The organism is Klebsiella sp. MBT K-1 (genome assembly GCF_002556465.1).
Lineage (GTDB): Bacteria > Pseudomonadota > Gammaproteobacteria > Enterobacterales > Enterobacteriaceae > Klebsiella > Klebsiella grimontii.
Genome location: NZ_PDEL01000002.1, coordinates 427129 through 449526, shown reverse-complemented (window position 1 = coordinate 449526; position 22398 = coordinate 427129). Strand labels below are relative to the sequence as shown.

Below are 22398 nucleotides of genomic sequence, written 5' to 3'. Positions count from 1 at the left end.
CCAATGCATTTGACAAAATGGCACTGATAATGGGGTGGGCGGGTTGGCGATCACAATTCCACAAATCTGACTCGTGGCCGCCGGTGAAATGCATTATCTTGCCCGTGCACCGTATGTCGTTTTGGACTTAATCGATGATGTTAACCGTTGAGTATTATTTCACCCATCCGCAGGATAAGTTGGGGATGTACGCCAGTGACCCGGAAGATAATAGCCATGAACACAGTCACGAATTTGCTGAACTGGTGATCGTTGAGCAAGGACACGGTTTACACGTTATTAATGGCCGGCCATTATATATTCAACAGGGGGACGTTTTTTACGTTCAGCCGGGCGATGTACATTATTATGATGAGCTGGGAACGCTGAAGTTAATTAACGTATTGATTAACCCACTGGTTGAGTTCCATTATTTACAGCAGCTCGATACGTTATTGCAGACCTTCTCCGCGCGGAAGGCCGCCTGTTACGGCTGGCTGGCTCCGGACACCCGCCATACCTGCAAGGAGCTGGTTGACAAAATCTTTTCACGCGAGCTGCGGCAGGCAGGAAATATCGCCCTGAGAGAAGCCGCGTTTTTCCAGCTGGTAACGACGATTCTGCATGCGGAAACTGAAGCCGAATACAGTAATACCAAATATAAGCTGCATAAGCTGCTGACCTGGCTACAGGAGCACTGTTTTGAAGAACATAACTGGCAGCAGCTGGCGGATAAATTTCATCTGACTACGCGGACCGCTTTTCGTCATATTAAAGAGGCGACGGGACTGACCCCGGATAATTATTTAAAGCGGCTGAGATTAGTTTCGGCGCGCGTAAAATTACGCGAAACCGATATGACGATCACCGAAGTGGCTTATTTATGCGGTTTTGCCAACAGCAATCACTTTACCACCTTATATAAAAAGGTTTTTGGCCTGACTCCCAGCGAAGACCGGCGTCGTTTGCAGCGGTAGTTCTCTCCCCGGAGGCGATGCTGCGCATCTGTCCGGGCTACGCGCCCTCAGCGGTCTGCGGTCCGGTAGCCCGAGCAAGGCGCTCTGCGCCGCCCCCGGGATGAAGCGCGCAGGCCGCTAACCGCGCCTGCGTCAATGAGGGAGCCTACTCTTCCGGGGTATTGGCGCGGACGTGGCGACCGCTGGCGACAAAGTTGCCGGTGCCGAGATGATGCAGGGTATTAATTTTATCGTCGTCGAACTGCCAGCGGCCGGTGACGAAGGCGCGCTCATCGGCGGCGGCGGAAACCACTTCGCCAAACAGCGTATCGTACTGCTCCTGAGCCGCCGTTGCCGGCAGCAGTCGGCACTCCATCCACGCCAGACACTTTTCTTCAATCAGCGGCAATCCCAGCTCCGGGCCTTGCACCACCGGAATACCATAAGCGTTAAATTTATCCTCATCGCGCCCGCTGATGCTGCCGACCGCGTAGGTCCAGCTGGCGGCTTCGACGCCGGGGACGACGATGCCGAAGGTGCCGTTGCGCTCGATAATTTCCCGTGTCCAGGCGCTTTTATCCACCACGATGGCCAGCCGCGGCGGGGCGAACTCCACCGGCATCGACCACGCGGCGGCCATAACGTTGCGGCGTTGAGACGGGGCGTCATAGCTGGTTATCAGAATGGTCGGGCCATGGTTGAGCAGGCGACTGGCGTACTGGAGTTCCACGTGGCGAAAACGGCTCATATGCGTTCCTTGGTAAATGGGTCTGATGCCAGACAACACGTTAATCCGCAATGAAAATGTAATCAATACGTCATCGAGGCTCCCTATAGTCGGCGTCACTAAGTCCCAAAGAGGATAACAAGATGTTAGCTCCCCTGAATTTATCTCAGGTGAGCGCGCGCCGGCGGATGTTGACCGCGGGCAGAGCCTCGCTTTCCCATCGGGGAGGGCGATAATGCGCGCGCTGACCAGCATTAAACTCGACGGCGTTTCTTTCGCCTTCGGCGCCCACACCGTGCTTAATCAGATCGATCTGCATATCGATGCGGGCAGCACTGTTGCGCTGCTGGGGCCTTCGGGCTGCGGTAAAAGCACGCTGCTGCGCCTGCTCGCCGGATTAACCGTACCCGCCAGCGGCAGCATTCACTTTGGCGATCGCCTGGTGGCGAAAGCCGGCTGGGGGATGCCGCCGGAGCAGCGCGATCTCGGCATGGTCTTCCAGGATTACGCCCTGTGGCCACATATGACGGCGGCGCAGAACGTGGCTTTTCCGCTGCGCATGCGCGGCGTCGGGCGTCAGCAACGTCAGCATAGGGTCGAGGAGGCGCTGGCGCTGGTCGGCCTCAGCGGCTTCGCCGACCGCAAACCGTCAGGGCTTTCCGGCGGCCAACAGCAGCGCATCGCGCTGGCCCGCGCCATCGTCGCCGAACCGCGCGTGCTGCTGTTCGACGAGCCGCTCTCCAATCTCGACAGCGAGCTGCGCGAGTCGCTGTGCATCGAAATGAGCCGCCTGCTGCGCCAGCTGGGCATCACCGCCGTCTACGTCACCCACGACCGTCGCGAAGCCGAACTGCTGGCCGACAAGATTGTGCATTTATCCGCGGGCTGCGTTGCCGCCGTCCGCGCCGTTTCTTCATCCTCAGGGGAACCCGCATGAAAGCCGTTATGACCGTTAAGAAAGGAGCCGTGCTCGCGATGATGTTGTCCGCCACAATGATTTCCAGCGCCCACGCGCTCACCGTTTATACCGCCGGTCCGGGCTCGCTGGCGAAAAGCCTCGCCAGCGGGTATGAGCAGAAAACCGGCGTTAAGGTGAATATTTTCCAGGCCACCACCGGCAAGGTGATGGCGCGTCTTGAGGCCGAACAGGCTAACCCGCAGGCGGATGTGCTGATCTCCGCTTCGTGGGATACGGCGGAGGATCTCCATCATCGCGGCTGGCTGCTGCCGTACCAGAGCGCCAACGCCGATAAGGTTCCGGCCAACCTGAAATCCGCCGATTACGTTGCCCAGGGTATTTCGGCGCTGGGGATTGTGTGGAACAGCAAAAGCGGCACCCCGGAGCCGAAAGAGTGGCGCGACCTGACCGAAGCGGCGTTCAAAAACAAAGTGACGACGCCGGACCCGGCGCTTTCCGGCGCATCGCTGGATTTGCTGATCGGGTTACAGAATGGCATGGGCGATAAAGCATGGGCGCTGTTTGACGATTTAAAAAACAACGGCATGGTGGTTAGCGGGCCGAACGCCCAGGCGGTGACGCCGGTGATGCAGGGGGCGAAAGCGGCGGTGTTCGGCGCGGTCGATTATGTGTCATACGGCAATATCGATCAGGGCGAATCGCTGAAGGTGATTTTCCCGGCCAGCGGCACGGTGATTGCTCCGCGGCCGATGATGATCCTCAAAACCAGCCAGCATGCTGACGATGCAAAAGCCTTCGTGGATTATGTGCTGTCGCCGGAAGGCCAGGCCCGGGTCGCCGATGCCTGGCTGATGCCCGCCCGCAGCGATGTTCCGGCGAAGCGCCCGCTGCTCAACGAGCTAAAAATTCTGCCAACCGTCAGCGATGGCAAGAGCGATCGCAGCGCGGTGCTTTCCCGCTTTAATACGCTTTTCGCCCAGTAAACCGATTTTGCCCGGGGCTGCGAAAATTTGCCCCGGCACATTCCCCGGAGGCGGCGCTGGCGCGCCTGTCCGGGCTACCGGACCGCAGATGGCTGTGACCCTGTAGCCCGGCTAAGCGCAGCGCGAGCCGGGTAAGATCGTATCCAGGAAAATACCGTGAAACAGAAACTGATTTCCGCTGGCACGCTGGCGGTGCTGCTGGTGCTGGTGGCGTTGCCGCTGCTCTTTATTATTCTGCAGGCGATTTTCCCCCGGTTTAGCGCCGGATCGCTGGAAGGCGCGTTTAACGGCGTGGCGGCGCTGATTGCCGACCCGCAGCTGCCAATGATGCTCGGCGGTACCCTGTGGGTGGCCTGCGGCGTGGCGCTGATGAGCGTGCTGATCGGCCTGCCGCTGGGCGTGTTGCGCGGGTTGTTTAATGTGCCGTTGCCGCGGCTGTGGGATGTGTTGTTTCTGATCCCGTTTCTTACGCCGCCCTATATCGCTGCGCTGGCGTGGACGCTGTTGCTGCAAAGCAACGGCTATCTGCAACAGCTAACCGGCTGGGATCTCAACGATCTGCTGTTTAGCCGCAGCGGGATCGTGCTGGTGATGACGCTCAATATTTTCCCGGTGGTCTATTTTGCCGTTTCGCGCAGCCTGCTGGCGAGCGGTCAGCGGCTGGCGATCGTCGCTCGGGTGCACGGGGCCAGCGCCTGGCGGGCGTTCTGGCACATCACGCTGCCGATGCTTTCACCGGCGCTGGCGGCGGGGATGCTACTGGCGTTTACCCTGGCGATTGAAGAGTACGGCGTTCCGGCGGCCCTCGGGCCGCGCGCGGGTCTGCTGATGCTCACCGTGGGAATTGAGAAAAAGCTCGCCGACTGGCCTATCGATCTCCCCGGCGCGTCGCTGCTGTCGCTGCTGCTGATGGCGGTGGCGCTGCTGGCCTGGTGGCTGCAAAAACGGCTGACAGGCGATAAAGAGGTCACCAGCGTCACCGGCAAACCGGGAGAGAATAGCGGGGCGGAGTTGGGCTGGCTGGCGCTTCCTGCGACGTTGTTAATGGCGAGCGTCGGGGGCGTGGCCGTGATGCTGCCGGGAGCATCGATGGTGCTGACCAGCCTGATGAGTACCCTGTCGGGCGGTATTCATGGCGATAACTTTACCCTCCGCCATTTCACGGCGCTGTTTGCCCAGCAGGGCGACGCGCTGTCGGCGCTGGGCACCAGCCTTTCGCTGGCGCTGGCTTCGGCGCTGATTGTCGGCGTCATTGGCCTGCTGGCGGCATGGCTGGTGCTGGTGCAGAAAATGAAGGGCAGCGCGATCGTCGATGCGCTGTCGTTGATGCCGGCGGCTTTGCCGGGCGTGGTGGTCGGCGTCGGGCTGATTCTGCTGTGGAACCAGCCGTTCTGGCCGGTGTCGCCTTACAACACCGGGTTTATGCTGCTGCTGTCCTACTGCTGTCTACTGCTGCCGTGGCCGGTGCGCTACGTTGGCAGCGCGCTGCGCCAGCTTGGTCATAACCTTGAGCCCGCCGCGCGGGTGCACGGCGCCACGCCCCTGCAGGCGCTGCGCCTGATCGTCCTGCCGCTGGTCTTTCCGGCGCTGCTGGCGGCGATGCTGATGGTGTTTGCCATCGCCTCACGCGAGCTGGTGACCTCGCTGCTGCTGGCCCCCGCCGGGACGCAAACCGTGGCGGTGTTTATCTGGCGTCAGTTTGAGCAGGGATCCCCAGGACAAGGCATGGCGATGGCCTCGCTGACGTTGTTTACCGGTCTGGGGCTGATGCTCAGCGCGCTGGCGTTGATGCAGCGGGGCGCGCGCGAATAACGCCGATCGCACAAAATACGCCATCAGGCGACAAAAAAAGGCTATAAATGTCGGACACCGATTGCTGGAGGCATTGATGAGTCCCTTTTTAAGCGCCTATTTTTCTCGCCTGGGCTGGGTGGGCACCCCGGATGTATCTCTGAACACCCTGCGCGAACTACATATCCATCATAATGGCGCCATCCCCTTTGAGAATCTCGATGTGCTGCTGCCCAGAGAGATTCATCTCGACGATCGTACCCTTGAGGATAAGCTGATTCATGGTCGCCGCGGCGGCTACTGCTTTGAGCAAAACGGCCTGCTCGAGAGGGCGCTGCGCGAGATCGGTTTTAACGTGCGCAGCCTTCTGGGCCGCGTGGTGCTGGCCAATCCGCCGCATATGCCGCCGCGAACCCACCGGCTGCTGCTGGTGGACGTGGAGGGTGAACGCTGGATTGCCGACGTCGGCTTCGGCGGCCAGACCCTCACCGCGCCGATTAAGCTGCTGGCGGATATTGAACAAGCCACGCCGCACGGCGAGTATCGTCTGATTTACGAAGGGGATGAGTGGGCGCTGCTGTTTAGCCATCACGGCCACTGGCAGTCGATGTACCATTTTGATTTAGGTCGCCAGTACGCTGCTGACTATGTGATGGGCAACTTCTGGTCGGCGCACTGGCCGCAGTCGCACTTCCGCCACCATCTGCTGATGTGCCGCCATTTACCGGACGGCGGCAAGATGACGCTGACCAATTTCCACTTTACCCATTGGGATAAAAACCATGTGGTCGAAAAGCTGGATTTAGCGGATGTTCCGGCGCTGTATGAAGCGCTGAAAACGCGTTTTGGTCTCGGCGTCGATGATGCCAAATACGGCTTCAGCGAAGCGGAGCTGGCGGCGGTGATGGCGGCGTTTGATACCCATCCCGAGGCCGGAAAATAAACATCGTACAGAACCATTGGCTGTCAAACGTTGATGTTACCCGGCTTGCGCGATGCTTAGCCGGGCTACAGGCTCCTGTGGCCCGGGTTAGGCGTTGACGCCGTCACCCGGGATGATTGCCGATTTTGCTCAGCGTCTTGAACGCACCACCTGGTAGCGGCGGGTGAAATATTCAAACGGCGCGCTCCAGACGTGAACCAGGCGGGTGAACGGGAACAGCAGGAAAATCGTCATCCCCAGCACCAGATGCACGCGGAAGACAAAGGCGACGCCGCTGAGCATTTCAGACGAGCCGCCGCGGAAAGTCACGATGCCCTGCGCCCAGCCAACCAGCTTCATCATTTCACTGCCGTCAGGATACTGCGCCGAGAAAGGAATCGTGCTCAGCCCGAGCAGACACTGAATCAGCAGAATGCTCATAATGATAATGTCCGGCATCGTCGAGGTGGCGCGCACGCGCTGGTTGGTCAGACGGCGCCAGAGCAACCCCGCGCCGCCAATCAGCGTCAGAACGCCGCACACGCCGCCGAGCACCATCGCCATCTGCTGCTTGACCGCAATCGGCAAAAACCAGGCATACATCCAGTGCGGCGTTAGCATGCCGAACAGATGGCCAAAGAAAATGCCGAGTATGCCGATATGGAACAGATTCGACCAGATTACCATCCCGCGTTTATCCAGCATCTGGCTGGAGGAGGCGCGCCAGGTGTACTGACCGTAGTCGTAGCGCAGCCAGCTGCCGAGGAAAAAGACCGTCGCGCAGATGTAGGGGTAGATGTCGTAAAAAAAGACGTTCAGGTACTGTATCATTTCGGGCCTCCCGCGCTGACGTCGACGTACTGCGGCGCCACGTCCTGGCTAAAGCGTCGTTGATATTGCTGTAACGGTGAGCTGTCACAGGCCGTAGCGTTGTCTTCGATAAATTTCACCTGTTCTTCTTCCCAGACCGCATCCAGCGCCTGCCGGGTGTCATCCCGTGTTTCTTGCTTGACCTGCTTCGTGACACTGTCACTTGAAAGAGGGCTTCCGGCAAGGTTCAGCAGGGCGTCAAACAGCAGGTACCACGGCGTATCGCGCTGCTTGAGCCGCCCGCCCAGCAGGGCCAGAATCGGCGCGACGTTTTGCAGCCCTTCGCGGGCTTCGGCTTCCGGCAATATGCTGAGGTATTCCAGATACAGCGGCAGATGGTCGGGAAGTTCGCGGCAGTCGAGCACCAGGCCCGCTTTTTCATACTGGGCGAGCAGATCGACCATCGCCTGGCCGCGATCGCGAGACTCGGCGTGAACATGTTCAAACAGCAGCAGCGACGTGGCGCGGCCCCGGTCGAACACTTCGCACCATTCGGCCTGCTTGTCCAGCAGCGGGGCATTCAGCATCGCCGCGGCGAAGTCGTCGAGCAGGGGGGCGTCGCGACGCACCATGCTCAGCACCTCCTCCTTGCACTGCCAAAGAAACTCATCCGGGTACTCCATCAGCAGGCCGATCGCTTTGAGGATTTGCATCATTCCCCCTCCGCTTTATCGCGCACTTCGGTGATGTTGATGGCATCGATACGGCTACTGTTGAACAGGTTGAATTTGCTGTCGGAGCCGTGGCAGCCGTCGCCAAAGGTAAAGCCGCAGCCGTTGCGCTCGGGGAAAGCGTCGCGCGCCATTTCGCGGTGGCTGGTCGGGATCACGAAGCGGTCCTCGTAGTTGGCGATCGCCAGATAGCGGTACATCTCCTCGACCTGCTCAACGCTTAAGCCCACCTCCTCGATGGCGCGGGTATCGGTGACGCCTTCCACCGTTTGCGAGCGCATGTAATGACGCATCGCCATCATGCGCTTCAGCGCGCGCAGCACCGGGCCGGTATCGCCCGCGCTGAGCATATTGGCGAGATACTGCACCGGAATACGCAGGCTTTCGATGGCCGGAAGCACGCCGTCGCTTTTCGGCAGACCGCCGGCGTCGGCGTAGGACTGAATCGGCGACAGCGGCGGCACGTACCAGACCATTGGCAGGGTGCGATATTCCGGATGCAGCGGCAGGGCCAGCTTCCAGTCCATCGCCATTTTGTACACCGGCGAGCGCTGGGCGGCATCAATCACGTTGTGCGGAATCCCCTGTTTCAGCGCTTCTTCAATCACCGCCGGGTCGTGGGGGTCGAGGAACACCTCGCACTGCCGCTCGTAGAGATCGATCTCGCGCTCGGTGCTGGCGGCTTCTTCAATACGGTCGGCGTCGTACAACAGCACCCCGAGATAGCGAATACGTCCGACGCAGGTTTCCGAGCAGACGGTGGGCTGTCCGGACTCGATACGCGGGTAGCAGAAGATGCACTTCTCCGATTTGCCGCTCTTCCAGTTGAAGTAGATTTTTTTGTACGGGCAGCCGCTGATGCACAGACGCCAGCCGCGGCATTTGTCCTGGTCGATCAGCACGATGCCGTCTTCTTCACGCTTGTAGATGGCGCCGCTCGGGCAGGTGGCGACGCAGCTCGGATTCAGGCAGTGCTCGCACAGGCGCGGCAGATACATCATGAAGGTGTTTTCAAACTGGCCGTACATCTCCTTCTGAATCTTGTCGAAGTTACGGTCGCGGGCGCGCTTTTCAAATTCGCCGCCGAGCAGCTCTTCCCAGTTGGGCCCCCAAATGATTTTATCCATCCGTTTACCGTCGATAAGCGAGCGCGGGCGGGCGGTAGGCAGATGTTTGCCCTCCGGTGCGTTGTGCAGATGCTGGTAATCAAAGGTAAACGGCTCATAGTAGTCGTCAATCTGCGGTATCACCGGATTGGCGAAGATCTTGGTGATGACGCCCATTTTGCCGCCCAGACGCGGGCGTATTTTGCCATTAACGTCGCGCACCCAGCCGCCTTCCCATACCTCCTGGTCTTCCCAGTTTTTCGGATAACCGATGCCCGGTTTGGTTTCGACGTTGTTAAACCAGGCGTATTCCATCCCTTCGCGTCCGGTCCAGACGTTTTTACAGGTGACGGAACAGGTGTGGCAGCCGATGCATTTATCAAGATTGAGAACCATGCCGACCTGTGAGCGTATTTTCATTTTTTCGCCTCCTGTACCCCATCGCGACCTTCGTCATCCAGCCAGTCAATATTTTTCATTTTGCGGATCATGATGAACTCATCGCGGTTGGAGCCGACGGTGCCGTAATAGTTGAAACCGTAAGCCAACTGGGCGTAGCCGCCGATCATATGGGTTGGTTTCGGGCACACGCGGGTCACCGAGTTATGGATCCCGCCGCGCCGGCCGGTGACTTCCGAGCCCGGAATATTCATCAGGCGTTCCTGGGCGTGGTACATCATGGTCATGCCCGGAGGTATGCGCTGGCTGACCACCGCGCGGGCGGTGAGCGCGCCGTTGGCGTTGAAGGCCTCGATCCAGTCGTTATCTTCGATACCCAGCTCGCGGGCGTCGGTTTCGCTGATCCACACGATCGGCCCGCCGCGCGACAGAGTCAGCATCAGCAGGTTTTCGCTGTAGGTGGAGTGGATGCCCCATTTCTGGTGCGGCGTCAGGAAGTTGAGCGCTTTTTCCGGGAAGCCATTGGGCGGGATCGCTTTCATCTGGCTGACGCTGCGGGTGTCAATCGGCGGACGATAAACCACCAGGCTTTCGCCAAAGGCGCGCATCCAGGGATGATCCTGATACAGCTGCTGGCGGCCGGAAAGGGTGCGCCAGGGGATCAGCTCGTGGACATTAGTATAGCCGGCGTTGTACGAAACATGCTCGCTCTCAAGTCCTGACCAGGTCGGGCTGGAGATGATTTTGCGCGGCTGGGCCTGGATATCACGGAAGCGAATCTTCTCATCTTCTTTGTTCAGCGCCAGATGAGTGTGCTCGCGGCCGGTAAATTCGCCGAGGGCCTGCCAGGCTTTTACCGCCACCTGGCCGTTGGTTTCGGGGGCCAGGGCGAGGATCACTTCCGAGGCGTCGATGGCGCTGTCGATGCGCGGGCGGCCTTTCGCCGGGCCGTCCAGCTTGACGTAGTTCAGCTTGCCGAGGAAATCGACTTCGCTCTGGGTGTTCCACGTAATGCCTTTGCCGCCGTTGCCCAGCTTGTCGAGCAGCGGGCCAAGGGAGGTGAAGCGCTCGTAAGTCGCCGGGTAATCACGCTCAACCACGGCGATCGACGGCGCGGTTTTACCCGGCGTCAGCTCGCATTCGCCTTTCCGCCAGTCCAGCACCTCGAAGGGCTGCGACAGCTCCGCCGGGGAGTCGTGCTGCAGCGGCACCAGCACCACGTCGGTCTCTTTATCGAGGTGGCCGACGCAGACCTCGGAGAAGGTTTTGGCGATATCTTTGTAGATTTCCCAGTCGCTTCGTGATTCCCAGGCCGGATCTACCGCGGCCGACAGCGGGTGGATAAACGGATGCATATCCGAGGTGTTCATATCGTCTTTTTCATACCAGGTGGCGGTCGGCAGAACGATATCGGAGAACAGGCAGGTGCTGGACATGCGGAAATCGAGGGTCACCAGCAGGTCGAGCTTGCCTTCGATGGCCGCGGTCTGCCACTCCACCTCTTCGGGCTTCACGTTATCGCTGGCGCCCAGCTCATCGCCCTGAATACCGCTGTCGGTACCCAGTAGATATTTGAGCATATACTCGTGGCCCTTGCCGGAAGAGCCCAGCAGGTTAGAGCGCCAGATAAACAGATTACGCGGATGGTTTTTGCCGTTATCCGGCTGTTCGCAGGCGAAGCGGATCTCGCCGGACTTCAGCGCCTGGGCGGTGTAGTCGGCAGGGGAAAGACCCGCAGCGGCGGCCTGTTCCTTGATAGTCAGCGGGTTGACGCCCAGCTGCGGCGCGGAGGGCAGCCAGCCCATGCGTTCGGCACGGACGTTAAAGTCGATAAGGCTGCCGCTGAATTGGCTGGCGTCGGCCAGCGGCGACAGCAGCTCCTGGGCAGTCAGCTTCTCATAGCGCCACTGGCTGGCGTGATTGTAGAAAAAAGAGGTGCTGTTCATCTGGCGCGGCGGGCGGTTCCAGTCAAGGGCGAACGCCAGCGGCAGCCAGCCGGTTTGCGGGCGCAGCTTCTCCTGGCCAACGTAGTGCGACCAGCCGCCGCCGCTCTGGCCGACGCAGCCGCAGAATACCAGCATGTTGATCATCCCCCGGTAGTTCATATCCATGTGGTACCAGTGGTTGACGCCGGCGCCGAGGATAATCATCGACCGCCCGTGGGTTTTGTGCGCGGTATCGGCAAATTCACGGGCGATCTGCTCGATGTGCTGGCGCGGGACGCCGGTTATCTGTTCGGCCCACGCCGGGGTATAAGCTTTCATCTCGCCGAAGTCCTGCGCGGCGTTGGGATCGTCTAAACCGCGATCGAGCCCGTAGTTGGCGAGGATCAGATCATAGACGCTGACCACCAGGCCGGTTTCGCCGTTGGCCAGCGGCAGCTGTTTAACCGGCAGCTGATGCAGGGTTACCGGCTCCTGCTTAACGCTACGAAAGTGCGGGTTTTCGTTGCCGCCGAAGTAGGGGAAACCCACCGTTACCACGTCATCACGGCTATCCAGCAGCGACAGCGAGAGTTCAATCGCTTGCCCGGCGGCCTGCTGTTCGAGGTTCCATTTGCCTTTCTCTCCCCAGCGGAAGCCAATTGAGCCGTTAGGGGCAACCAGATTGCCTGTGCTGCTGTAAGCGACGGTTTTCCACTCCGGGTTGTTGCTTTCGCCCAAATCGTCAACCAGATCGGCGGCGCGCAACATGCGGCCGGGAACGTAGAAACCCTCCTCGCGGCGTTCAAGCATCACCAGCATCGGCATATCGGTGTAGGTGCGGCAGTAGTTGAGAAAATAATCGCTGGGGTTATCGAGGTGAAAGGTTTTAAGGATCACCTGGCCCATCGCCATGGCCAGCGCGCTGTCGGTACCCTGTTTCGGCGCCAGCCACTGGTCGCTGAGCTTGGCGACTTCCGAAAAGTCCGGGGTTATCGCGATGGTTTTGGTGCCCTTGTAGCGCACTTCGGTAAAAAAGTGGGCGTCCGGCGTCCGGGTCTGCGGGACGTTGGAGCCCCAGGCGATGATATAGCTGGAGTTGTACCAGTCGGCGGATTCGGGAACGTCGGTCTGTTCGCCCCAGGTCATCGGCGAGGCGGGGGGAAGGTCGCAGTACCAGTCGTAGAAGCTCAGGCAGGTGCCGCCGAGCAGCGACAGATAGCGGGTACCGGCGGCGTAAGAGACCATCGACATCGCCGGGATCGGCGAAAAGCCCGCCACCCGGTCCGGGCCGTAGTTTTTGATGGTCCAGACGTTGGCGGCGGCGATCAGCTGGTTCAGCTCCTTCCAGCTTGAACGGATAAACCCGCCTTTGCCGCGAACCTGCTTGTAGCTAAGGGTTTTTACCGGGTCGCGCATGATGCTGTCCCACGCCTCTACCGGATCCGGATGCTGGGCCAGCGCTTCGCGCCACAGCGCAATCAGCCGCTTACGCGCCAGCGGATACTTCAGGCGGTTGGCGCTATACAGGTACCAGGAGTAGCTTGCGCCGCGGGGGCAGCCGCGGGGCTCGTGGTTCGGCAGGTCAGGACGGGTGCGGGGATAGTCGGTTTGCTGGGTTTCCCAGGTCACCAGCCCGTTTTTGACGTAAATTTTCCAGCTACAGGAGCCCGTACAGTTCACGCCGTGCGTTGAGCGGACGATTTTGTCGAACTGCCAGCGCTGACGGTAGCTGTCCTCCCAGTCGCGGTTGGTGTTGTACACCTGGCCGTGACCGTTGGCAAAGCTCTCGCCTTTCTGCTTAAAGTAGCGAAAGCGATCCAGTAGTTTACTCATGACATTTCTCCTGCTTCGATAATGTCCGGCCTGACAAGACCTTACGATCCCGTTTGCCGGATAAGGCGTCAGCCGCCATCCGCTAAAAAAGATGTCGTTATTTTTTTGCCGGTTTGCGCCGGCCGTAGACCAGCCAGGTCACCAGCACGCAGACCACGTAGAACACAAAGAAGACCTTCATCGCCCCGACCGGAGAGCCGGTCATCGCCAACGAGGTACCGAAGGCTTTCGGGATAAAGAAGCCGCCAATCGCGCCGATGGCGGAGATAAAGCCGAGCGCCGCCGCGGTATCGGTCACCGCTTCGTGCTGGGCCTGCTCATCGCTGCCGCCGCGTTTCTTCACGCTGTCGATGGTGATTTGGCGGAAGATCACGGCGATCATCTGGAAGGTGGAACCGCTGCCGAGACCGGCGGTCAGAAACAGGCCCATAAACACGACGTAAAAGGCGAGAAAGCTGCCTGATCCGGTGCCGGGTAGGGTAAGAAACAGCAGGCCGGTAAACAGCGCCATCAGCACAAAATTGACCAGCGTTACCCGCACGCCGCCGAGGCGGTCGGAGATTATGCCGCCAAACGATCGCGCCAGCGCGCCGATAAACGGCCCGAAGAAGGCCAGCTTAAGGATGTTAACGTCGGGAAACTGGGTTTTCGCCAGCATGGCAAAACCCGCGGAAAAACCAATAAACGAGCCGAAGGTGGCCAGATAGAGCAGGCTCAGCAGCCACATATGCGGGCGTTTCAGCACCGGGAGCTGATCGCGAATGGATGCCTTCGAGCTGGCGATATCGTTCATGCCTACCCATGCGGCGATGGTGGCTATCACCAGCAGCGGTACCCAGACGAGGGCGGCGTTGCTTAGCGCGAGGATTGAACCATCTTCCTGAGGCACGCCGTGTACGCCAAGAAAGGCGAAAATGGGCACAAAAATCGCCGCCGGGGCGATCATCTGCATCACGCTGACGCCGAGATTACCGAGGCCGCCGTTGATGCCCAGGGCGCTGCCCTGTTTCGCTTTAGGAAAGAAAAAACTGATATTTCCCATGCTGGACGCAAAGTTCGCCCCGGCAAAACCGCAGAGTAAAGCAATCGTAATAAATACCCAAAAAGGAGTAGCGGTGTTCTGTATAGCTATGCCCAGCCAGATGCAGGGCGCGACCAGAATAATCGTGCTTAATACCGTCCAGTAACGCCCGCCAAATATAGGTACCATAAAGGAGTAGGGCACGCGTAATATTGCGCCAGAGAGCGAAGGCAGGGCGGTTAATAAAAAGAGCTGATCGGTGGTAAAATTAAAGCCAACCTTATTGAGATTGACGGCAACGGCGCTAAATAGCATCCAGACGCAAAAAGCGAGTAGCAGACAAGTTACGGAAATGCAAAGATTTCTGCGGGCTATTTTCTTTCCCTTATTCTCCCAAAACGCCGCGTTTTCTGGTTTCCACTCTTTTAAAAGATAATGATTCTTTTTCTCATTTTTGCTCTGCATATTGCCCTCGAATGAACAGTCGTCAGTCAAAAAGAATAAACTTGTAAAACAGCAAATTAATAAAAGGAATAAAACCAGGGGATGGGTGATGTATCTGTTGTAATGAATGAAGAATAGATAAGAAAAACGCGTCTAAAAGAGAAGCGCGAATAATAGGTGGGGATTATTTGTTACAAAGTGTAACCCGAATTAAAATAATTCCAGCGAAATATAATGATTGATATGTTGGTTAAAGGCGGCATCATCAATTTCCTTCATTCCCAGGGCGTAAATACCATCCAGACCGCAGACGAGGGCAATCAGCCGCCAGGCGATACTTTCCGCGGGATCATTTGGCCTGAACTCACCCGCTTCGGTCCCGCGCTGGATTATCTTCAGCGTCTCTTCATGCCACATGCTCATCGTCAGCAGATACGCGCCTTTAATGTCAGCGTCGCTATCGGCCAGCAGCTGCGCTTCGCGCCATAAACGAATGTAGGGCTCCAGTCTGCCGTCATCGCTGCCCACCATGGAAAACAGGCGTTCGCGCCATGTGGCATCGTCGGCGACCAGCGGCATATCCATCATTTCGCGGATCAGGCGCACGAAGGTATGGGCCTTTAACTCGCCCGCGGAGGTGAAATGGTGGTGCAGCTGGCCGGCGGAAACGCCGGCTTCGGCGGCGATATTGCGAACGGTCATGGCGCTAAACCCGCCCTGAAGCGCCACGCGCATGGCCGCCTGTACAATAACTTCCCGACGCGCATCGCGATTTAAGTAGCTCATAACGTTTGTGACCCCGGTTTTTTTGCCGATAGTAACAAAAAGTTGGACACTCGTTCAACATTCCGGCAGGATCGCTTTCCTGGACAGCTGTCCAATATTTAACTTTGAGGAAAGGTAGTATGTCTCGGCAATGGTTGACGCTGATGGCGATTTTGCTGGTTTATATTCCGGTGGCGATTGACGCCACCGTTCTCCACGTGGCCGCGCCCACGCTAAGCGTAGCGCTGGGCACCAGCGGCAACGAGCTACTGTGGATTATTGATATTTATTCGCTGGTCATGGCAGGCATGGTGCTGCCTATGGGCGCACTGGGCGATAAAATCGGCTTTAAACGGCTGCTTCTGCTCGGCAGCGGTATTTTTGGCTCGGCGTCGCTGGCGGCGGCGTTTTCCCCAACCGCGGAGACGCTGATTGCCTCCCGCGCGCTGCTGGCGGTGGGGGCGGCGATGATCGTCCCGGCGACCCTTGCCGGTATCCGCAGCACCTTTTCGCAAGCGCAACAGCGCAATATGGCGCTGGGTCTATGGGCGGCAGTCGGTTCCGGCGGCGCGGCGTTTGGCCCGCTGATTGGCGGCATGCTGCTGGAGCACTTTTACTGGGGGTCGGTATTCCTGATCAACGTGCCGATCGTGCTGTTGGTGATGGCGATTAACGCCAAAGTGGTGCCGCGCCAGCCCGCGCGGCGCGAGCAGCCGCTCAATTTTTTCCAGGCGCTGATCCTCATCGCCGCCATCCTGATGCTGGTGTTTAGCGCCAAGACGGCGCTCAAAGGGCAAATGGCGCTGTGGTTAACCGGGCTGGTGGCGGTATCGGGCGCCGCGATGCTGTTGTGGTTCGTGCGCAAACAGCTCTCGGCAACGCGGCCGATGGTCGATATGCGTCTGTTTACCCATCGCATTATTTTAAGCGGGGTGATGATGGCGATGACCGCGCTGATTACGCTGGTGGGGTTTGAGCTGCTGATGGCGCAGGAGCTGCAGTTTGTGCATAGCAAAACGCCTTTTGAAGCCGGGCTGTTTATGCTGCCGGTGATGGTGGCGAGCGGTTTCAGCGGACCGATCGCCGGCATGCTGGTGTCGCGTCTGGGGCTGCGCGAGGTCGCCACCGGCGGAATGCTGCTGAGCGCGCTGAGCTTCCTCGGCCTGTCGATGACCGATTTCAGCACGCAGCAGTGGCAGGCATGGGGGCTGATGACGCTGCTGGGCTTCAGCGTCGCCAGCGCGCTGCTGGCCTCCAGCTCGGCGATCATGGCCGCTGCGCCGAAGGAGAAAGCGGCGGCGGCGGGGGCCATCGAGACCATGGCCTATGAACTGGGCGCGGGCCTGGGCATCGCTCTGTTTGGCCTGATCCTGACCCGCAGCTACACCTCGTCAATCGTCCTGCCGCAGGGGATCGAGGGCGCGGCGGCGGAGCAGGCGTCCTCCTCCATCAGCGAGGCGATTAAGCTGGCGCAGTCGCTGCCCGCCATTCCGGCGCAAAGCCTGCTTGAGGCGGCGAAGGCGGCGTTTATTCACTCGCACAGTACCGTGCTGGCGACGGCTGGCGTCCTGCTTCTGCTGCTGGCGGCGGGGATCTGGCGAAGCCTGGCAAAAGCGCCTGAACTCAATTAATCCTTTATAGCTGAAGAGAAAGCGCCATCGCCGCCCGCCGTAACGGGGCCAGGGCTTTCTCTTTCAACGCCGCGGCGTTGGTGCTGCCTGCGGGAACGCCAACGTTAAGCGCCGCTACCACCTGGCCGCTGCGGGAAAGCAGCGGTACCGCCAGCGAACACAATCCCACCTCAATTTGCCGATCGGCGAGCGCGTAGCCTTGCATGCGCACTCTGGCAATCTCTTCGCGTAATCCCGGTATATCGCAGAGGGTATGCGGGGTATAGCGGATTAAATTTGCCCGTGACAGTGTCACCTCTAGCTGCTCTTCTGGCAATGCGCTCAGCAGGACTCGTCCCATGGAAGTCGCCCATGCCGGCAGGCGGCTGCCGCGGCCGATATCCACGCTGAGCAAATTATTCACCGCCGTGCGGGCGATATACAGAACGTTATCGCCGTCCAGCGTGGCGGCGGAACAGGACTCTCCCAGGTTTTTACCCAGCGTATCCAGCGCGCTCTGCGCGACTTTAGCCAGGGGCGTTCCGGCCAGATAAGCGTGGCCCACCGCCAGTACGCGAGGCAGCAGTTCATAGCTGCGGCCATCCGGACTGTGCACCATCCCCAGCGCGGCAAGGGTATACAGACAGCGGCGCACTGCCGCGCGTGAGATCTGCGTTTTCTGGCTAAGCTGGGAGATGGTCAGGCGCTGCCGCTGGGGGCTAAACGCGTTCAGCACCTCCAGACCGCGCGCCAGGGATAACATAAAGTTAGGGTCGTGTTCAGCCTGGCGGGCGCTGAGTGTGCCAGGTTGTTTTTCGCTCATATAACCCCCTCGATTGTTGAAGATATAGGCTCACGGAGCATCACTATATCGCGGGTAAAAAACGCGGGGATTCCTGGTGCTGGTTTTACCACGCCGATCACATTATTAACCTCAACTTAACAACTGCGTCGATAATCGCACAACATTTCGATTATCGCCGTTGACCCTCTCCATTGCGCAGTCCTATTGTCATCAGCATCGTTACCCCACGTTATGAACCGGGGTAGGAAAAGTTATGTATTTCATCACCAGGAAAAAAAGATGACCGCGACCATTGAACGTATTGAAAGCTGGCTGGTAGATATCCCGACCATTCGGCCGCATAAACTCTCCATGACCACGATGGGCTGTCAGACGCTGGCGATAATCCGGGTTACCCGCTCGGATGGCATTTGCGGGATTGGCGAAGCGACCACCATCGGCGGACTCAGCTACGGCGTGGAGAGCCCGGAAGCCATCGTATCGGCGATAAACCACTACCTGACGCCGTTGCTGAAAGGTCAGGCGGCCGATAATTTAAATGCCCTGACCAGCCGTATGGACGGCGCGGTTAAAGGCAATACCTTCGCCAAATCGGCGATTGAAACCGCGTTGCTGGATGCGCAGGGTAAAGCGCTCGGTCTGCCGGTTTCGGCGCTGCTTGGCGGGGCGCTGACGACCTCGCTGCCGGTTCTCTGGACGCTGGCCAGCGGCGACACCGAGAAAGATATTGCCGAGGGCGAAAAGCTTCTTGCGGAGCGCCGCCATCAGGCGTTTAAGCTGAAAATCGGCGCCCGGGCGCTGGAGACCGACCTGCGCCACACGCGCGCGATTGTTGAAGCGCTGGGCGACCGGGCCAGCATCCGCGTCGACGTGAATCAGGCGTGGGACGCCACCGTAGCGGCAAAAGGCTGCCGCGAGCTGGCGGCGATGGGCGTGGATTTGATTGAACAGCCGGTCGGCGCTCAGGATAACGCTGCGCTGGTGCGCCTCAGTCATCATATCGACACGGCCATTCTGGCCGATGAAGCGGTGGCGACCCACTACGATGGATATCGCCTGGCGCAGCAGGGGTTTAGCGGCGCCTATGCGCTGAAGATTGCCAAAGCGGGGGGGCCCAATAGCGTACTGGCGCTGGCGAAAGTTGCGCAAGCAGCGGGAATTGGGCTTTACGGCGGCACGATGCTTGAGGGAACCGTTGGCACCCTGGCCTCTCTGCACGCCTGGTCTACGCTCCCCCTGCAGTGGGGCAGCGAGATGTTTGGCCCGCTGTTGCTGAAGGACGATATTGTCAGCGCCCCGCTCACCTTTGCCGAGGGCGAGGTGACGCTGCCGCAAACGCCCGGTCTTGGCGTTGAACTGGATGAAGACAAGCTGCGCTTCTATAGCCGCAAAGGATAAAGGAGGATTAGTATGCTATTTAAAGTCGATATGACCGTGAATATTCCGCTGGGATTTCCTGCTGACGAAATAGAGGAAATTAAGCTGCGAGAAAAAAATTATTCACAGCAGCTGCAGCGTGAAGGTAAGTGGCGGCATATTTGGCGCGTCGCCGGTCTTTACGCCAATGTCAGTATTTTTGATGTGAAAGATGCTGAGGAATTGCATCAAATCTTAATGGCTTTACCACTATATCCCTTTATGCAAATTCGCGTGGAGGCGCTCTGTCGTCATCCCTCCTCGATTCGCGAAGACGACCGTTAATAAATAATAATCACTAACCTCGCGCCGAAGAAATTCGGCGAATATCCTACAATGATAAGTGAGACTAATTATGAGTAATGCATTCGTACAACCAGATGCTGTGCAACATTTATTGCGCGAAAGCGCGGGCTTAAATATTAGCGGCGGCGACGAACGTTTTAAAATGATTATTCACCGCCTGCTGGAAAACATCTGTACGCTGATTGATGACTATAACATCACTGAAGAGGAGTTCTGGCATGCGGTGAATTATCTGCATGAATTAGGCGGGCGCCAGGAAGCGGCGCTGCTGGCGGCAGGCCTCGGGCTGGAACACTTTCTCGACCTGCGCCAGGACGCTATCGACGCCGCGGAGCAGCGGGAAACCGGCACCCCTCGCACCATTGAAGGCCCGCTGTACGTGGCGAACGCGCCGCTGGCCGACGGACATACCCGTATGGATGATGGTAAAGATGCGGGGGAAGTGATGTGGCTTTACGGCCAGGTCAACGACACTCAGGGCCGCCCGGTTGCCAACGCTATCGTTGATATCTGGCACGCCAACACCCTTGGGAACTACTCTTTCTTTGATAAAAGCCAGAGTGAATACAACCTGCGTCGCCGTATCCGTACCGGCGCCGATGGCCGCTACAGCGTGCGCAGCATAATGCCTTCCGGCTACGGCTGCCCGCCGGATGGACCGACGCAAAAGCTGCTTAACCAACTGGGGCGCCACGGTAATCGTCCTGCGCATATCCACTTCTTCGTCTCTGCGCCAGGTTATAAACATTTGACCAGCCAGATTAATCTCAACGGTGACAAATATCTATGGGATGATTTCGCGTTCGCTACCCGCGATGGCCTGATTGCCGACCCGGTAAAAGTAAGCGACCGCGAGCTTATTCAGCAGCGCGAACTGGATGGGGAACATACTGAAGTACGCTTTGATTTTACCCTGTGTAAAGCGCTTAACGCCGATGAAGAACAGCGCGGTACGCGCCTGCGCGCACAGGAATAAAAAGCTGCGTTAATGCTATTCTCCGGCCATATCGCGGCCGGAGAATAAAACGAAATTACGAGTTCTCTTTTTTCTATTCCTGAATTATGCAGGAGGGGCCGACTCATGCAAAAAACGTTCGCCAGATTAAAAGATAAAATCAGCAATGCATTAATTGTTGATCGTGAAAAACATATTTATCGCTGCCATCGCTCAATATTTACCGACCCGCAGTTATTTGATTTTGAAATGAAGCATATCTTCGAAGGCAATTGGCTGTTCCTTGCCCATGAGAGCCAGATTGCGCAGCCAGGAGATTATTACACTCTGACCCTTGGGCGCCAGCCGGTGATAATAACCCGCGATAAAAAGAATGAGCTACATGCGCTAATTAACAGCTGCGCCCATCGCGGAGCGATGTTATGTCGGCGCAAAACCGGTAATAAAAATTCATTGACCTGCCCGTTTCACGGCTGGACGTTCAGCAATAACGGCAAGCTATTAAAAGCCAAAGATGAAAGCACCGGTGGTTACCCGGACAGCTTCAAACAGGAAGGCTCTCATGATTTAACAAAGCTGCCAAAGTTTCAATCGTATCGCGGGTTTCTGTTCGGTAGCCTGAATGCTGATGTGCAGCCGTTGGAGGAGTACCTCGGCGAAACCCGCAAAATTATCGATCTGATCGTCGACCAGGCGCCGCAAGGGCTGGAGGTTCTTAACGGCTCTTCAAGCTATGTTTACGAAGGCAACTGGAAGCTGGGGGCGGAAAACGGCGCTGACGGCTATCACGTCAGCGTGGTGCACTGGAACTACGCTTCCACCATGTCGCGCCGCAACTACGAAGCGGAAGGAACGCACGCGGTAGACGCAAACGGCTGGTCGAAAAGCGTCGGCGGCGGATACGGCTTTGAGAATGGGCATATGCTGCTCTGGACCCGGGCGCTTAATCCGGAAGTGCGCCCGGTCTATGAACATCGCGAACGTCTGCAGGCTGAGTTCGGCGAGTCTCGCGCCGATCGGATGGTCAACGAAACGCGCAACCTGTGCCTCTATCCGAACGTCTACCTGATGGATCAGTTTTCGACGCAGATCCGCGTGATCCGCCCCATTGCGGTGGATAAAACCGAAGTCACCATCTGGTGCTTCGCCCCGAAAGGTGAATCTGACCAGGCGCGAGCGCTGCGTATCCGCCAGTATGAGGATTTCTTCAACGTTAGCGGCATGGGGACGCCTGACGATCTGGAAGAGTTCAGCGCCTGTCAGCGCGGTTATCTCGGCGAGAATCTGGCATGGAGCGACCTCAGCCGCGGGGCGCTGCACTGGGTCGACGGCCCTGACGATCACGCCTTGCAGGCGGGCTTTAGCCCGCAGCTAAGCGGAGTGAAATCGGAAGATGAAGCGCTGTATATCGCCCATCATCATCACTGGCAAAACGTGATGCTGGCGGCGCTGGAAACAGAGCGGCAGCGCTACGACCAGTCGATCACTCAACGCGTGGAGGTGGCCTGATGCTGACTCTCGAACAGGTTCGCCAGTTTCTTTATTACGAAGCCCGTCTGCTGGACGATCGCCAGTGGGATGAATGGCTGAACTGCTACAGCCCGCAGGTGGTGTACTGGATGCCCGCCTGGGGCGATGACGACCAGCTTACCCGCGATCCGCAGCGCGAAATTTCGCTGATTTACTACCCGAACCGCGATGGCCTCGAAGACCGGGTATACCGCATCAAAACGGAACGCTCCGGGGCCAGCACGCCGGAACCGCGAACCACCCACATGATCGGCAACGTTGAGCGGCTTGGCGAAACCGAACAGGGGATGGAGGTGCGCTACAACTGGGTCACCTACTGTCATCGCTATCAGCAGACGGATACCTGGTTTGGCTCTACCTGCTGCACGCTGATTGAAAGTGCCGGCAAACCGCAGATTATCCGTAAAACCGTGCGGCTGAATAACGATTACATCCGTCAGGTGATTGACGTTTACCACATTTAAG

Annotated in this window: 18 protein-coding genes and 1 pseudogene; 11 read left to right on the top strand and 8 right to left on the bottom strand. The window is 58.4% G+C overall.

The window, feature by feature from the left end; genetic code table 11:
- Positions 1-134: 134 nt before the first annotated feature.
- A complete protein-coding gene (locus CMQ96_RS04600; RefSeq protein ID WP_004138139.1) occupies positions 135-956 on the top strand; it encodes a helix-turn-helix domain-containing protein in 822 nt (273 codons plus the stop codon).
- Positions 957-1101: 145 nt separating this feature from the next.
- On the opposite strand, the gene CMQ96_RS04595 is transcribed toward CMQ96_RS04600, so the two are convergent.
- Entirely contained in the window at positions 1102-1683 is a 582-nt protein-coding gene (locus CMQ96_RS04595) for a flavin reductase family protein (protein WP_024358247.1), read from the bottom strand.
- A gap of 211 nt (positions 1684-1894) precedes the next feature.
- Here CMQ96_RS04595 and CMQ96_RS04590 point away from each other — a divergent pair, with 211 nt between their 5' ends.
- From CMQ96_RS04590 to nhoA, 4 genes are all read left to right on the top strand, one after another.
- The gene (locus tag CMQ96_RS04590; protein ID WP_162685325.1) at positions 1895-2599 is read left to right on the top strand and encodes an ABC transporter ATP-binding protein; all 705 of its coding nucleotides are present in this window, start codon (positions 1895-1897) and stop codon (positions 2597-2599) included.
- Positions 2596-3564, top strand: a complete 969-nt coding sequence (locus CMQ96_RS04585) for an ABC transporter substrate-binding protein (protein WP_004138132.1) — start codon at positions 2596-2598, stop codon at positions 3562-3564. Before CMQ96_RS04590 ends, CMQ96_RS04585 begins: the two co-directional genes overlap by 4 nt.
- A 156-nt stretch (positions 3565-3720) precedes the next feature.
- Entirely contained in the window at positions 3721-5376 is a 1656-nt protein-coding gene (locus CMQ96_RS04580; RefSeq protein ID WP_098066092.1) for an iron ABC transporter permease, read from the top strand.
- Between the two features lie 76 nt (positions 5377-5452).
- Positions 5453-6298 carry an N-hydroxyarylamine O-acetyltransferase gene (gene nhoA, locus CMQ96_RS04575; RefSeq protein ID WP_098066089.1) on the top strand — a complete coding sequence of 282 codons (846 nt, stop codon included), beginning with the start codon at positions 5453-5455 and terminating at the stop codon, positions 6296-6298.
- A gap of 129 nt (positions 6299-6427) precedes the next feature.
- Here the strand turns inward: nhoA and narI are convergent, their stop codons facing one another.
- The 6 genes from narI to CMQ96_RS04545 all read right to left on the bottom strand — a co-directional run bounded on the left by narI (position 6428) and on the right by CMQ96_RS04545 (position 15332).
- Positions 6428-7108 (bottom strand): respiratory nitrate reductase subunit gamma, encoded by a 681-nt coding sequence (narI, locus tag CMQ96_RS04570; protein WP_004138129.1) that lies wholly within the window; start codon positions 7106-7108, stop codon positions 6428-6430.
- Positions 7105-7800: a nitrate reductase molybdenum cofactor assembly chaperone gene (gene narW, locus CMQ96_RS04565; protein WP_004138128.1), complete on the bottom strand. Its 696-nt coding sequence runs from the start codon at positions 7798-7800 to the stop codon at positions 7105-7107. Before narW ends, narI begins: the two co-directional genes overlap by 4 nt.
- On the bottom strand, positions 7800-9344 hold the full coding sequence (gene narH / locus CMQ96_RS04560; protein WP_049090359.1) for a nitrate reductase subunit beta: 1545 nt from the start codon (positions 9342-9344) through the stop codon (positions 7800-7802). The genes narW and narH overlap by 1 nt, the downstream gene beginning before the upstream one ends.
- A complete protein-coding gene (locus tag CMQ96_RS04555) occupies positions 9341-13081 on the bottom strand; it encodes a nitrate reductase subunit alpha (protein ID WP_098066086.1) in 3741 nt (1246 codons plus the stop codon). The genes narH and CMQ96_RS04555 overlap by 4 nt, the downstream gene beginning before the upstream one ends.
- Positions 13082-13178: 97 nt before the next feature.
- Positions 13179-14567 carry a NarK family nitrate/nitrite MFS transporter gene (locus tag CMQ96_RS04550; RefSeq protein WP_098066083.1) on the bottom strand — a complete coding sequence of 463 codons (1389 nt, stop codon included), beginning with the start codon at positions 14565-14567 and terminating at the stop codon, positions 13179-13181.
- A gap of 189 nt (positions 14568-14756) precedes the next feature.
- Positions 14757-15332 (bottom strand): TetR family transcriptional regulator, encoded by a 576-nt coding sequence (locus CMQ96_RS04545; protein ID WP_024358241.1) that lies wholly within the window; start codon positions 15330-15332, stop codon positions 14757-14759.
- Between the two features lie 119 nt (positions 15333-15451).
- Here CMQ96_RS04545 and CMQ96_RS04540 point away from each other — a divergent pair, with 119 nt between their 5' ends.
- Positions 15452-16942 carry an MFS transporter gene (locus CMQ96_RS04540; protein WP_098066080.1) on the top strand — a complete coding sequence of 497 codons (1491 nt, stop codon included), beginning with the start codon at positions 15452-15454 and terminating at the stop codon, positions 16940-16942.
- Positions 16943-16946: 4 nt separating this feature from the next.
- On the opposite strand, the pseudogene CMQ96_RS04535 reads toward CMQ96_RS04540, so the two are convergent.
- A pseudogene (locus CMQ96_RS04535) lies at positions 16947-17785 on the bottom strand (IclR family transcriptional regulator C-terminal domain-containing protein).
- Between the two features lie 172 nt (positions 17786-17957).
- Between CMQ96_RS04535 and CMQ96_RS04530 the strand changes: the two are divergent.
- From CMQ96_RS04530 to benB, 5 genes are all read left to right on the top strand, one after another.
- Positions 17958-19124, top strand: a complete 1167-nt coding sequence (locus CMQ96_RS04530; RefSeq protein WP_176518976.1) for a muconate cycloisomerase family protein — start codon at positions 17958-17960, stop codon at positions 19122-19124.
- A gap of 12 nt (positions 19125-19136) precedes the next feature.
- Entirely contained in the window at positions 19137-19427 is a 291-nt protein-coding gene (gene catC / locus CMQ96_RS04525) for a muconolactone Delta-isomerase (protein ID WP_004138111.1), read from the top strand.
- A 70-nt stretch (positions 19428-19497) separates the two neighbouring features.
- Positions 19498-20424, top strand: a complete 927-nt coding sequence (catA, locus tag CMQ96_RS04520) for a catechol 1,2-dioxygenase (RefSeq protein WP_098066075.1) — start codon at positions 19498-19500, stop codon at positions 20422-20424.
- Positions 20425-20529: 105 nt separating this feature from the next.
- Positions 20530-21912: a Rieske 2Fe-2S domain-containing protein gene (locus CMQ96_RS04515; protein ID WP_098066072.1), complete on the top strand. Its 1383-nt coding sequence runs from the start codon at positions 20530-20532 to the stop codon at positions 21910-21912.
- A complete protein-coding gene (gene benB / locus CMQ96_RS04510) occupies positions 21912-22397 on the top strand; it encodes a benzoate 1,2-dioxygenase small subunit (protein WP_024358234.1) in 486 nt (161 codons plus the stop codon). Before CMQ96_RS04515 ends, benB begins: the two co-directional genes overlap by 1 nt.
- Position 22398: the final 1 nt, after the last annotated feature.

Coding starts and splice junctions, on each gene's coding strand:
- CMQ96_RS04600 (WP_004138139.1), top strand. CDS start 135: ATGATGTTAACCGTTGAGTATTATTTCACCCATCCGCAGGATAAGTTG.
- CMQ96_RS04595 (WP_024358247.1), bottom strand. CDS start 1,683: ATGAGCCGTTTTCGCCACGTGGAACTCCAGTACGCCAGTCGCCTGCTC.
- CMQ96_RS04585 (WP_004138132.1), top strand. CDS start 2,596: ATGAAAGCCGTTATGACCGTTAAGAAAGGAGCCGTGCTCGCGATGATG.
- nhoA (WP_098066089.1), top strand. CDS start 5,453: ATGAGTCCCTTTTTAAGCGCCTATTTTTCTCGCCTGGGCTGGGTGGGC.
- narI (WP_004138129.1), bottom strand. CDS start 7,108: ATGATACAGTACCTGAACGTCTTTTTTTACGACATCTACCCCTACATC.
- narW (WP_004138128.1), bottom strand. CDS start 7,800: ATGCAAATCCTCAAAGCGATCGGCCTGCTGATGGAGTACCCGGATGAG.
- narH (WP_049090359.1), bottom strand. CDS start 9,344: ATGAAAATACGCTCACAGGTCGGCATGGTTCTCAATCTTGATAAATGC.
- CMQ96_RS04555 (WP_098066086.1), bottom strand. CDS start 13,081: ATGAGTAAACTACTGGATCGCTTTCGCTACTTTAAGCAGAAAGGCGAG.
- CMQ96_RS04550 (WP_098066083.1), bottom strand. CDS start 14,567: ATGCAGAGCAAAAATGAGAAAAAGAATCATTATCTTTTAAAAGAGTGG.
- CMQ96_RS04545 (WP_024358241.1), bottom strand. CDS start 15,332: ATGAGCTACTTAAATCGCGATGCGCGTCGGGAAGTTATTGTACAGGCG.
- CMQ96_RS04540 (WP_098066080.1), top strand. CDS start 15,452: ATGTCTCGGCAATGGTTGACGCTGATGGCGATTTTGCTGGTTTATATT.
- CMQ96_RS04530 (WP_176518976.1), top strand. CDS start 17,958: ATGAACCGGGGTAGGAAAAGTTATGTATTTCATCACCAGGAAAAAAAG.
- catC (WP_004138111.1), top strand. CDS start 19,137: ATGCTATTTAAAGTCGATATGACCGTGAATATTCCGCTGGGATTTCCT.
- catA (WP_098066075.1), top strand. CDS start 19,498: ATGAGTAATGCATTCGTACAACCAGATGCTGTGCAACATTTATTGCGC.
- CMQ96_RS04515 (WP_098066072.1), top strand. CDS start 20,530: ATGCAAAAAACGTTCGCCAGATTAAAAGATAAAATCAGCAATGCATTA.
- benB (WP_024358234.1), top strand. CDS start 21,912: ATGCTGACTCTCGAACAGGTTCGCCAGTTTCTTTATTACGAAGCCCGT.